12 protein-coding genes are annotated in these 11,557 nt (G+C 60.4%); 4 read left to right on the top strand and 8 right to left on the bottom strand.

Going from position 1 to position 11,557, the window contains the following annotated elements; genetic code table 11:
• Nucleotides 1–51 precede the first annotated feature (51 nt).
• The 3 genes from ACOTZD_RS09685 (at nucleotide 52) to ACOTZD_RS09675 (ending at nucleotide 1,660) form a co-directional block, all read left to right on the top strand.
• A complete protein-coding gene (locus tag ACOTZD_RS09685; protein WP_017382507.1) occupies nucleotides 52–795 on the top strand; it encodes an SDR family NAD(P)-dependent oxidoreductase in 744 nt (247 codons plus the stop codon).
• 183 nt (nucleotides 796–978) lie between these two features.
• Nucleotides 979–1,281 (top strand): type II toxin-antitoxin system RelE family toxin, encoded by a 303-nt coding sequence (locus ACOTZD_RS09680; protein WP_123060658.1) that lies wholly within the window; start codon nucleotides 979–981, stop codon nucleotides 1,279–1,281.
• The gene (locus ACOTZD_RS09675; protein ID WP_023324295.1) at nucleotides 1,256–1,660 is read left to right on the top strand and encodes a helix-turn-helix domain-containing protein; all 405 of its coding nucleotides are present in this window, start codon (nucleotides 1,256–1,258) and stop codon (nucleotides 1,658–1,660) included. Before ACOTZD_RS09680 ends, ACOTZD_RS09675 begins: the two co-directional genes overlap by 26 nt.
• On the opposite strand, the gene ACOTZD_RS09670 is transcribed toward ACOTZD_RS09675, so the two are convergent.
• The 7 genes from ACOTZD_RS09670 to entC all read right to left on the bottom strand — a co-directional run bounded on the left by ACOTZD_RS09670 (nucleotide 1,657) and on the right by entC (nucleotide 9,049).
• Nucleotides 1,657–1,854: a YbdD/YjiX family protein gene (locus ACOTZD_RS09670; protein WP_006809671.1), complete on the bottom strand. Its 198-nt coding sequence runs from the start codon at nucleotides 1,852–1,854 to the stop codon at nucleotides 1,657–1,659. The genes ACOTZD_RS09675 and ACOTZD_RS09670 overlap by 4 nt on opposite strands.
• A gap of 114 nt (nucleotides 1,855–1,968) precedes the next feature.
• Nucleotides 1,969–4,074, bottom strand: a complete 2,106-nt coding sequence (gene cstA / locus ACOTZD_RS09665) for a pyruvate/proton symporter CstA (protein WP_015571172.1) — start codon at nucleotides 4,072–4,074, stop codon at nucleotides 1,969–1,971.
• A 149-nt stretch (nucleotides 4,075–4,223) separates the two neighbouring features.
• Entirely contained in the window at nucleotides 4,224–4,637 is a 414-nt protein-coding gene (gene entH / locus ACOTZD_RS09660) for a proofreading thioesterase EntH (RefSeq protein ID WP_015571173.1), read from the bottom strand.
• Nucleotides 4,637–5,389 (bottom strand): 2,3-dihydro-2,3-dihydroxybenzoate dehydrogenase EntA, encoded by a 753-nt coding sequence (entA, locus tag ACOTZD_RS09655; protein ID WP_174401991.1) that lies wholly within the window; start codon nucleotides 5,387–5,389, stop codon nucleotides 4,637–4,639. The genes entH and entA overlap by 1 nt, the downstream gene beginning before the upstream one ends.
• Complete coding sequence (locus ACOTZD_RS09650) at nucleotides 5,389–6,243, bottom strand: isochorismatase (RefSeq protein WP_059370964.1); 855 nt, start codon at nucleotides 6,241–6,243, stop codon at nucleotides 5,389–5,391. The genes entA and ACOTZD_RS09650 overlap by 1 nt, the downstream gene beginning before the upstream one ends.
• Before the next feature lie 10 nt (nucleotides 6,244–6,253).
• On the bottom strand, nucleotides 6,254–7,864 hold the full coding sequence (gene entE / locus ACOTZD_RS09645; RefSeq protein ID WP_174401990.1) for a (2,3-dihydroxybenzoyl)adenylate synthase EntE: 1,611 nt from the start codon (nucleotides 7,862–7,864) through the stop codon (nucleotides 6,254–6,256).
• Between the two features lie 9 nt (nucleotides 7,865–7,873).
• A complete protein-coding gene (gene entC / locus ACOTZD_RS09640; protein ID WP_023324292.1) occupies nucleotides 7,874–9,049 on the bottom strand; it encodes an isochorismate synthase EntC in 1,176 nt (391 codons plus the stop codon).
• Nucleotides 9,050–9,237: 188 nt separating this feature from the next.
• On the opposite strand from entC, the gene fepB reads away from it, so the two are divergent.
• Nucleotides 9,238–10,197, top strand: coding sequence for a Fe2+-enterobactin ABC transporter substrate-binding protein (fepB, locus tag ACOTZD_RS09635; RefSeq protein ID WP_023324291.1), 960 nt, complete (start codon nucleotides 9,238–9,240; stop codon nucleotides 10,195–10,197).
• A 46-nt stretch (nucleotides 10,198–10,243) separates the two neighbouring features.
• On the opposite strand, the gene entS is transcribed toward fepB, so the two are convergent.
• Complete coding sequence (entS, locus tag ACOTZD_RS09630) at nucleotides 10,244–11,491, bottom strand: enterobactin transporter EntS (RefSeq protein WP_022650568.1); 1,248 nt, start codon at nucleotides 11,489–11,491, stop codon at nucleotides 10,244–10,246.
• Nucleotides 11,492–11,557 lie beyond the last annotated feature (66 nt).

Below are 11,557 nucleotides of genomic sequence, written 5' to 3'. Positions count from 1 at the left end.
CGACGGGCTATACCTAATGATGATTCTCTCCACTCTTGCAACGAGGTCATCATGCAGATCGATTTAACAGGTAAAAAGGCGCTGGTTACCGGCGCCAGTCGTGGGCTGGGTCGGGCGATTGCGCTGTCGCTGGCGCGAGCCGGTGCCGATGTGGTTATCACCTACGAAAAATCCGTCGATAAAGCCCAGCAGGTCGTCGATGAGATCAACGCGCTGGGGCGACACGGCGAGGCGATTCAGGCCGACAGCGCCAGCGCGCAGGCGATTCAGGATGCGGTCACGCAGGCGGCGCGCTCCCTCGGCGGGCTGGATATTCTGGTCAATAACGCCGGGATTGCGCGCGGCGGCCCGCTGGAGTCCATGACCCTGGCGGACATCGACGCTCTGATCAACGTCAACATCCGCGGCGTGGTGATCGCCATTCAGGAAGCGCTGGTGCATATGTCGGACGGCGGACGCATCATCAACATTGGCAGCTGTCTGGCGAACCGCGTGGCGCAGCCGGGGATCGCCGTCTACTCGATGACCAAGTCTGCCCTTAACTCTCTCACCCGAGGTCTGGCCCGTGATTTAGGCCCGCGCGGCATTACCGTCAACCTGGTCCACCCCGGCCCGACCAACAGCGATATGAACCCGGAAGACGGTGAGCAGGCTGACTCTCAGCGTCAGCTTATTGCCCTGGGCCATTACGGCCAGCCGGAGGATATCGCAGCGGCAGTCACCTTCCTCGCCAGCCCGGCTGCGGGGCAAATTTCCGGCACCGGTCTGGATGTCGACGGCGGTCTGAACGCCTGATCGCAAATTTACTGTATGCCTCTGTCGCCCGGCAGAGGCCTGTTCGAGCCGCCTCGACGATTCGCGTTTTGCCGCTTTCTCGCGGTTATTCTCCGCTCTACAGTACCTCATTAGAAATTCGGAATTTATCTAATAGTCTTATTATTTCCTTATATTTTGTGTGGGCGTACAGTGGAGGTACGGATGAAGATTGTGTGGTCTAAAACAGTAGAGAAGCAGTTTTCTAAAATCGATCCTCGATATCAGAACCGCATTAAATTCAGGCTGGAGAAGATGGACGATAAAACATCACCTGTCGCGGATATCAAGAAATTATCTTCTCCCGAAAACCACTACAGGTTGCGATTAGGTGATTACAGGGTCATTTACACCTTCGGAGACCCGCCGGGCGATATCTGCTACGTAGTGGCAGTAAAACGCCGGACAACCACTACCTACCTTCATGAGGAGCATACGGAATATGACTATTCAGTTCATCAAGGATGAAGAAGGAAAAAAACAGTATGTTGTCATACCCTACGGTGAATATTTTCGCATGCGTTTAGCCATGCTTGAGTACGATGACGATGATGAAAACGACTGGGAAGACATCCCTTACGAATCAGACATCTACGATAACGTAGGTTTACCGGGTGAAGTGTGCGACATCATGCATAACGAGAACGTCAGCCTACAGGCCGCCTGGCGCATTTTACGCGGCATGTCCCAGCAGGAGGTGGCGGAGAAGCTTGGCATCAGCCAGTCCGCCGTGTCACAGCTGGAAGCGCTGGACTCCCGACCGCAAAAGCGCACCCGCGAAAAGCTGGCGGCACTTTACGGCTGTAAACAGGAGCAGATCAGCCTCTATTTACCGAAAGAGGGTTAACAGCACTTCGCCCCGCCCTTGCCACCGTAGCGGGCGTCCTGGCGGTCGCGGAAAAATTCTTCGTAGGTCATCGGCGTCTGGTCCGGGTGGTTGACGCGCATATGCTCGACGTAGTTGTCGTAATCCGGCACGCCAATCATCATTTTAGCGGCCTGGCCCAGGTATTTACCTGCTTTGGAAAGGGTGTCGAACATAATCAGTTTCTCGTTTGTATTCCCCTCACCCTGACCCTCTCCCCAAAGGGGAGAGGGAACTTTAACACCCTCTCCCCTTTGGGGAGAGGGCTGGGGTGAGGGGGGTTGGTAATGTTAATGCGCCCCTTTCGCCTGGGTGACAATCTCGTCCAGGTTCTCAGGCATTGGCTCATACGGCGTCTCTTTCGCCGTCGGTTTGTCGACTTTCAACGCCGCCAGCGCGGTTTTCAGAGAATACAACGCCAGCACCACAACCACCACCATAAAGAAGATGGTCAGCCCGGCGTCCAGACGGTTGTTAAACACCAGCTGCGACAGCTGAGATTCGGTGTACTGTGCCGGGATCTTACCGCTGTCGATCATCGCCTGGAACTTGTTGGCGATCGCCAGGAAGCCCACCTTGTTGTCCGGGCTGAAGGCTTTCTGCCAGCCCGCGGTCAGGGTACAGATCAGCAGCCACGCCGTTGGCACCAGCGCCACCCATGCGTAACGCTGGCGCTTCATCTTGAACAGCACTACCGCGCAGAGCATCAGGGCCATGCCCGCCAGCATCTGGTTGGCGATACCGAACAGCGGCCACAGGGTGTTGATCCCGCCCAGCGGATCGACCACGCCCTGATGCAGGAAGTAGCCCCACGCCAGCACGCACAGCGCCGTCGCCAGCAGGTTAGCCGGGAGCGAATCGGTCCGCTTCAGGTTCGGGGAGATCACCCCCAGCAGATCCTGTAGCATAAAGCGCGCCGCACGCGTACCCGCATCCACCGCCGTCAGGATAAACAGCGCCTCGAACAGAATGGCGAAGTGATACCAGAACGACACGTCCATCAGCCCGCCCAGCGCGCCGTGCAGGATGTAGGCCATGCCCACCGCCAGCGTCGGTGCCCCGCCCGCGCGTGAGATAATCGACTGCTCGCCGACCTCATTAGCGATATGCGTCAACGTTTCAGGGGTAATCGCAAAGCCCCAGCCGCTCACCACCTGCGCGGCAGAGGCGACCACGTCAACGGTGCCGGCCGGGGCCAGTACCGCCATTGGGCTGTTCATCGCAAAGTAAACGCCCGGGTCAATAATACAGGCCGAAACCAGCGCCATAATCGCCACGAAGGACTCCATCAGCATGCCGCCGTAGCCAATCAGGCAGGCCTGATTCTCATTCGCCAGCATCTTCGGCGTGGTCCCGGAGGCAATCAGCGCGTGGAAGCCCGACACCGCCCCACAGGCGATGGTGATAAACAGGAACGGGAACAGGTTGCCGGTCCAGACCGGGCCGGTGCCGTCAATAAATTTGGTCAGCGCAGGCATGGTCAGGGTCGGGCGCATAATCAGAATGCCGATCGCCAGCCCGACGATGGTGCCGATTTTCAGGAAGGTAGAGAGGTAGTCACGCGGGGCCAGCAGCAGCCATACCGGCAGCACCGCCGCCACGAAGCCGTAGCCTACCAGCATCCAGGTCAGTTGCACGCCGGTGAAGTCGAAGAACGGCGCCCAGGTCGGGCTTTCCGCCACCCAGCCGCCGGAGATAATGGCAAACACCAGGAACACCAGGCCAATGACTGACACTTCACCAATGCGCCCCGGACGCAGGTAGCGAATGTAGATCCCCATGAACAGCGCCAGCGGTATGGTGAAGGCGACGGTATAGGTTCCCCACGGGCTGTGGGTCAAGGCTTTCACCACGATCATCGCCAGCACCGCGAGGATGATCACCATGATCATAAAGGTCGCCACCAGCGCAATCACCCCGGCGGTTGCCCCCATCTCTTCTTTCACCAGCTCACCCAGCGAACGACCGTCGCGACGGGTGGAGACGAACAGCACCATGAAGTCCTGCACCGCGCCCGCCAGCACCACCCCCGCGAGGATCCAGATCATCCCCGGCAGGTAGCCCATCTGCGCGGCCAGTACCGGCCCCACCAGCGGGCCTGCCCCGGCAATCGCCGCGAAATGGTGACCGAACAGCACTTTTTTATCGGTCGGCACGTAGTCCAGACCGTCGTTATGACGCACGGCCGGCGTCATGCGCGTGCCGTCTACGCCCAGCACCGTCTTTGCGATATAGCGGCCATAAAAACGGTATGCGATCAGATAAATGCAGACGGAGGCGACGACGATCCACAGCGCGTTGATCTGCTCCCCCCGGTTGAGGGCGATATAGCCCAGGGCAAAGGCTCCCACCACGGAGAGCACCGCCCACGTAAGGTATTTCCCTGAGTTGTTCATAGTTGTTGTCCGTTGTTGTGAAACAGTGAGATGTTACATTTTGTTTCTAGAACAACGGGTAAAATTTAACAACTTTGAAACGCAATAATGCGTGGTCAAACCAGAGATTTACACCACAGTGTTAAGCCGATCACTTTCAGCTGAATGACTTACCCCAACACCATCGTACTCAACCGACAGGTACAGCACCGCCGTCCCTGCTCGTCGAACACCACGATCTCCCAGCTCTGGCTGGAACGGCCCAGATGCAGCGGCTGACACACGCCGCGTACCTTACCGTGTGAGACTGCGCGGTGGTGCGTGGCATTCAGTTCCGTACCCACCACGTTCTGCCCGTCACGGGTCATCAGAAAACCGGCCATCGAGCCCAGCGTTTCCGCCAGCGCCGCCGAGGCGCCGCCGTGCAGCAGGCCAAACGGCTGATGGGTACGCGCATCCACCGGCATTTCGGCTTCCAGCGTATCGTCCCCGAGGCGGGTATAGACGATGCCAAGGTGCCCCACCATCGTATTCAGGCTGGTGGCGTTCAGCTCCTCGAGCGTTAAATGACGTTTCCAGATCATTACGCCCCCAGCGTGGAGCCGCCGTCCACCACGATATCCTGCAAGGTGATATGGCTGGCGGCATCGGATGCCAGGAACAGCACGGTCGCAGCAATCTCCTGCGGACGGGCAATTTTACCAAGCGGAATGCCGAGCTTGAATTGCTCGCCAAAGCCGCGAATGCGCCGCTGTTCCGCATCGTCGCTGGTCCACAGGGTGCGCTGCATGTCGGTATCCGTTGAACCCGGCGACACCAGGTTACAGCGTACGCCGCTGCCCGCCAGTTCCAGCCCGACTGTCAGCGCCAGGCTTTTCAGCGCCGCTTTCGACGCGCCGTAGGCGCTCATGCCTATGCGCGGCGTGTGCGCCGCGTCAGAGGCTACGGTCACAATCGCCCCGCCCTGCTGACGACGGAACTGGCCCATCGTCTGCTGGAACAGGTTGAACGCGCCGCCGACGTTGACCGCAAAGGTCTGCTGCCAGTCCTCCTGCGAAAGCTGATCCGTCGAGCCCATACGCAGAATGCCCGCTGCGTTAACCAGCACGTCGAGCCGCTCAAGGCTGCTGAGCAAACGCCCGCAGACGTCACTCGCCTGCGCCGCATCCGCCACGTCCAGCGTTTCGGTGGCAAACGGATATTCGCCGTGAGGGAAAGCCAGATCGAACCCGGTCACCTGCGCCCCGGTCTCCACAAATGCCAGCGCGGTCGCATAGCCAATGCCCTTACCCGCGCCCGTCACCCAGACGGTTTTACCGGTAAAATCAAAAGCCATCACTTCACCTCGCGGGAGAGCAGCGCCCACCAGGCATCGAGGGTCGGATTTTTTGCCAGCATCACGAAATCAATGTCGCCGTGCACTTTGCGCCAGCGGGCGGCGAGCGCCATCATCCGTACTGAATCCAGACCGTAGTCGATCAGGTTTTCATCATCCATCGGCTCGTCGGACTCGTCCAGCAGCGGCAGGATCAGCGCGCGCAGCGCGGCTTTCGTTGCCGGAACGGACGGCAGCAGCTCGTCGGTCATCACCACGCGGCCCGAACGCCCGGCCACGTATTTCAGCGACATCAGGTGCTCGTCGCGGGTGAAATCCGCCAGCGCGTCGGCGATAAAGAACGGTTTGATGTCGCGCATAAAGGCGTCGGTGGCGGTGGTCATGCAGCCGATGTGGGCGTATACGCCGGTGATCAAAAGCTGGTTGCGCCCGGTCTCTTTCAGCATCTGCTCCAGCGGCGAGCGGTGAAACGCGCTGTAGCGCCACTTCACCAGCACGGTGTCCGCTTCATCCGGGGTCAGCTCAGCGACGATGCGCTGCTGCTCCGGCGAACGGGTCAGGCCCGGCCCCCACATGTCGTTCAGCAGGGCACGGTCTTCATCGCTCTGATCTTTCGGCTGCGCGGTGTAATACACCGGAATATTGTGCTCTTTGCAGTACGCGCGCAGTTTAGCGATGTTCGCCACTACCTGCTGCATCATGTCGCTATTTTCGCCCCAGAAGTTCAGGAAGTACTCCTGCATATCGTGGATCAGCAGCGCGGCGCGCTCCGGTTCAAATGCCCAGTTCACCTTGTTGGTCGGCAGCTCTGCGGCGGTTGGCAACGCGTAAGCGGTTAATTTTGGAATGGCCATTCTCTGTTCCTCAGCCCCGGGCGCGTTCAGCAAGCCACAGGCGCAACTGTTTCTTATCAACTTTGCCTACCGGCGTGAGCGGAAGCGCATCCACGCTCTCCACGCGGTCCGGCAGCTTAAATTCGGCAACGCCCTGCTCGCGCAGGAAGCGGCGCACCTCCACCGCGCGCAGGGGCTGTTTCACCACCAGGTACGCGCAGCTTTTTTCGCCCAGCAGGCTGTCCTCCATGCTCACCAGCGCGGCGTGGATCACCGCGTCGTGGCGCAGCAGCAGGTTTTCGATCTCTTCGGCGGCGATCTTCTCGCCACCGCGGTTGATCTGATCTTTCTCGCGCCCCTGCACGGTGATGTAACCCTGCTCGTCGATGGCGATCAGATCGCCCGAGCAGTAGAAACCGTTGGCATCAAAGGCGCTGGCGTTGTGTTCCGGGCTGTTGAAATAGCCGCGGAAGGTATACGGGCCGCGCGTCATCAGACGCCCGATTTCCCCGCGCGGCAGCGGGTTGCCGTCCTCATCCGCCACCCACACTTCATCGTCCGGGCACATCGGGCGGCCCTGGGTATTGATGATGCGCTCCGGCGCATCGTCGAGGGCGGTGTAGTTCACCAGCCCTTCCGCCATGCCAAACACCTGCTGAAGCTGGCAGCCAATTTCCGCCGGAATGCGCGCCGCAAGCGTGGCGGAGAGACGTGCGCCGCCTACCTGGAGCAGTTCGAGGGATTTCAGCTGGGCGTTCCCCGCGCCGTCGGCAATCGCCTGCAACCACAGGCTGACCGCGGGCGGCACCAGCGAGGTGACGTTGATCTGATGCTGCTCAATCAGCGGGAAGCAGAGCGTGGCGCTCGGATCGTTCGCCAGCACCACGCAGCCGCCCGCCGTGAAAACGCCTAACGATCCCGGCGAACTCATGGCGTAGTTGTGCGCCGCGGGAAGCGCGTTCAGATAGCGGGTGTGCGCAGTGATACCGCAGATTTCGTTGCTGCGGCGAATGCTGTAGTCGTAGTCGTTGTGCGTACGCGGGATCAGCTTCGGCGTGCCGGTGCTGCCGCCGGAGAGCTGGAAGAACGCCACTTCGTCGGCGGGCGTCGGGTTCGGGATGAAATTGTCCGACGGGCGTGAAATCGCCGCCTCCAGCGCGTGTTCGCCCTTATCGCCGCGTAGCAGCACAACGCGTACCGAGCGATGCGCATCCACAAAGGTGTTGAGAAAATCATCGCCCGAGAACAGCGCGTGGTCGCGATCGGCAATCAGTACGGCGGGTTTGATCTGCTCCGCGTAGGCGTTGAGTTCACTGCGCTGATGGCTAAAGAGCGCGTTGACCGGCGCGACGCCGATTTGCAGTAGCGCGAAGAAGGTGATGTAGAACTCGGCCACGTTGCCGAGCTGCACCAGCGCGGTCTCGCCGCGATGCAGCCCCTGCGCCTGAAGGGCGGACGCCAGATTCGTCACCGCCTGATTAAACGCGCGGTAGGTAATGCGGCGATCGCCGTCAATTATCGCGACCGCATCGCTGTCCGCATGGTCCGTCAGGATGTGGGTCAGCGGCAGATCCTGCCAGTAGCCTTTTTCACGGTAGCGCCGGGCAAAATCCTCAGGCCAGCGGGTAAAAGGGATGGTCATGAGTATTCCTTAGTGCAAACCAAACACGTTGAGCATGGTGGAGAGCTTCACGCCCGTCTCGCGCCACTCGCCCACCGGGGAGGAAGCAGGCACAATGCCCGCGCCGGCAAACAGGCGAACGGTATTTTGATGCAGCCGCGCGCAGCGGATAGTTACCACCCACTCGCCGTTACCTTCGCTGTCGCACCAGCCAACAATGCCGCCGAACAGTTCGCGGTCGAAGGGCTCCAGCTCGGCAATGAGTTCTTTTGCCGCCTGATGCGGGAAACCGCTCAGGGCCGGGGTCGGGTGCAGCAGGCAGGCCAGCGTCAGGGCGTTCTCGTTTTCACGCGCGTCACCCTCAACCGGCGTGGCCAGATGCCACAGCGTTGGGGTGGTAATGAGCTGCGGGGAAGCCGGCATGCTCAAATGATGGCTGCGCGGTTCCAGAATGGTTTTCATCGCCTGGGTTACCAGGTCGTGCTCGTGACGGTCTTTTTCGGAGGCCAGCAGCTTAGTGCCCGCTTCGCGATCCAGCACATCGTCCGGCTGACGGCGCGCAGAGCCCGCCAGCGGCAGCGAACTAAAGTGCGCGCCCTCTTTACGCAGCAGCAGTTCCGGGCTGGCGCCCAGCAGCACGCCGCCGTCTTCCAGCGGTACGTGGAAGTTAAAGCTCGCCGGGTTCTGGGCGATAAGACGCTCCATCAGCGCGCTGCTATCAATCTGTTTGTCGGTGGCAATATCAATCAGGCGCGACAGCACCACCTTATTCACCTGCGGCGTGGCTGTGAGCGACGCGGCGCGGGCCACCATCTCCTCGAAAATCGGCTGCGGCGGGATCTCGGTGCGTTGTTGCACGTTCAGCGTCTGCGCGCCGGAGGCGTAGCGTGCGGACTGCTGACGCGCCGGGCGGGAGAAGGTTTGCCAGCGTTGCGGAATAAACAGCGATGACGGTTTGCGGGTATCGAAGGGGATCGCCCCTACCATCACCGGATGGGCAATGCCGCTGTTTTTCGCATTCCGGAAAGCCTGAGCTAATTTCTGCTGAAAGGGACCCGCCGGATCGTCACCGCCGACGGCGGGTTCAGAAAAACGGGCAAAACAGCCGGACGTGGTAAAACTGCGGTAAGGCGACATAAAGAAAAAGCTATCTGCTTGCAGCGTAGTCGCGGTGTGCTGAACTTCCTCAGCCAGGGACGTGTCCATATCATCCTCCTTAAAATGATAAAAGAAGCAATAATGATTATCATTTATATTTTCGTCGGCTAACCTAATCCCACATCGCCCCGCTGTCAACCGTCGGGCAAATAACTTGTGCGACAAACGCTTGCATCCCTTCCCTACAGCCCTGAAAATGAGAAGCATTATCTTCAATAAAATCAGGATGCCGCTCTGTGAAAATCGCTGCCGTTTGCCGCAATGCCCTTCTTTTAACAGGACTTTTTGTTTTAGGACTAACCTCAGCCGCCGCCGACGACTGGCCGCGCCAGGTCTCCGACAGCCGCGGCGTTCACACGCTTGAGAGCAAACCGACGCGCATTGTCTCCACCAGCGTGACCTTAACCGGCTCCCTGCTGGCCATTGACGCGCCGGTCATTGCCAGCGGAGCGACCACGCCGAACAACCGCGTGGCGGATGCGCAGGGCTTTTTACGTCAGTGGGGCGATATCGCGAAGCAGCGTAAGGTTGCCCGGCTGTACATCGGCGAGCCGAGCGCCGAAGCGGTCGCGGCCCAGATGCCGGACCTGATTTTGATCAGCGCCACAGGCGGGGATTCCGCGCTTGCGCTCTACGATCAGCTTTCCGCCATCGCGCCGACGCTTATCATCAATTACGACGACAAAAGCTGGCAGGAACTGCTGACCCAGCTGGGGACGATCACCGGGCAGGAGACACAGGCCGCAGAGCGCATCGCTGCCTTCGATAAACAGCTCGCCCAGGTGAAGCAGCAGATGAAGCTGCCGCCACAGCCGGTGAACGCCATCGTTTACACCGCCGCGGCACACACGGCGAACCTGTGGACGACAGACTCCGCGCAGGGCAAGCTGCTGCACCAGCTGGGCTTTACGCTGGCGGACCTGCCTGCCGGTTTGCAGACCTCAACAAGCCAGGGCAAGCGCCACGACATTATTCAGCTGGGTGGAGAAAATCTGGCGACGGGGCTGAACGGCGAAGGGCTGTTCGTGTTTGCCGGCGACCAGAAAGACGTGAATGCGATTTACGCCAATCCGCTGCTGGCGCATCTGCCGTCGGTGAAGAACAAGCGCGTCTGGGCGCTGGGAACGGAGACGTTCCGCCTGGATTATTACAGCGCGATGCTGGTGTTAGACAGATTGAATGCGTTGTTTAAGTAGGCATTTTTCCTCCCTCTCCCCGTGGGAGAGGGCCGGGGTGAGGGCATCAGGCCGCACCGTCGTTCAACGCAACCTCCTGCCTGAACCGCCGCAATTCCACCAGCGTCACCAGTAAGATCGCGCCAATCATCGCTAACACAAACCCGCTGCTGCTCGCCGACGCCACCGGGGTCATTATCGCCCCCATCCCGCCGAGGATCGCCGCGCCAATTGCATCGCCCGTCACGTTCTGCGCGGTCCACAGGCCGTTAATGCGCCCGAGCATCCCTTCCGGCGTCTGGGTCTGGATCAGGGTGTACTGTAAAAGCGAGCTGACCGCGCTCAGCCAGCCAAAAATCACCAGACACATCACCCCCAGCGCCCACACCGGCATCAGGCTGAAGAAACCAATCGCGATAAACGAGGCCAGCGTCGCCACCAGCATGATCAGCCCCGGTCTCGCGCTCTGCGCCAGGTTGCCGCTGGTCAGCGCCCCACACGCGGCGCCGAGCGGAATGGCGGCGTACAGCACGCCAATCTCTGAGGCGCTCATCTGCCACTCGCCCGCCAGCGCCGGGTACAGCACGCGCACGGCGCTCGCCATCGTCAGCAGGCCGCCGAGCAGCGCAATGCCGCCAATCAACGGGTTGCTGAACAGAAAACGAATCGCGGCCATCAGGGACTTCAGCGGATGCTCGCGCGGCTGCGGCGGCGGTGGCAGGAGCGGCAGACGCAGCAGCGTCAGGGTGGTGATAAAGGTTCCGGCTGCGGCAAGGCCGTAGTTCCACGCCACGTTGCCGGTCGCCAGCAGCAGACCGCCGACCATCGGCGAAATCACCGAGCCGAGGCGCACGGTGAGCATGGTGATCGCCCCCGCCTGCATCAGGTTCTCGCGCCCGACCAGCGCGGGCGTGGCCGCCAGCAGTGCCGTCACGCCTAACGAAGCAAAAAAGCCGTCCCACAATCCCAGCACGTAAATGGCCACCAGCGACGGCTCCGGCAGCATGGCGTTCAGACACAGCCCGACAAAGCCCACCCCGCAGGTGCCGCGCGCCAGCAGGATAAGCTTTTTACGCTCGTATCGGTCCGCCAGCACGCCGCCCACCATCAGGCCGATAAACATCGCCCCGCCGGTTAAGGTGACGGATAACCCTACCAGCCAGCTGGAGTGAGTGATGGTCTGGATTTGCACCGGCACGGCCACACCAAGCAAACCGAGGGACAAAATGGAGATAAAGCGAGCGATAAAAACGGCGCGATACGCCGGGTGTGTTTTGAGCAGGCTGAGGTTAAGCAGCCAGGATTTTTGATTCATGACAAAGCCTTGAGTCTATTTCTACCCATTCCATGGGCGCACATGCTAACATAGCCAAATAAGATA

The sequence above is a fragment of the Enterobacter cloacae complex sp. SHL022 genome, from assembly GCF_049237785.1.
Lineage (GTDB): Bacteria > Pseudomonadota > Gammaproteobacteria > Enterobacterales > Enterobacteriaceae > Enterobacter > Enterobacter hormaechei_C.
This window is presented reverse-complemented; position numbering and strand designations above follow the sequence as displayed.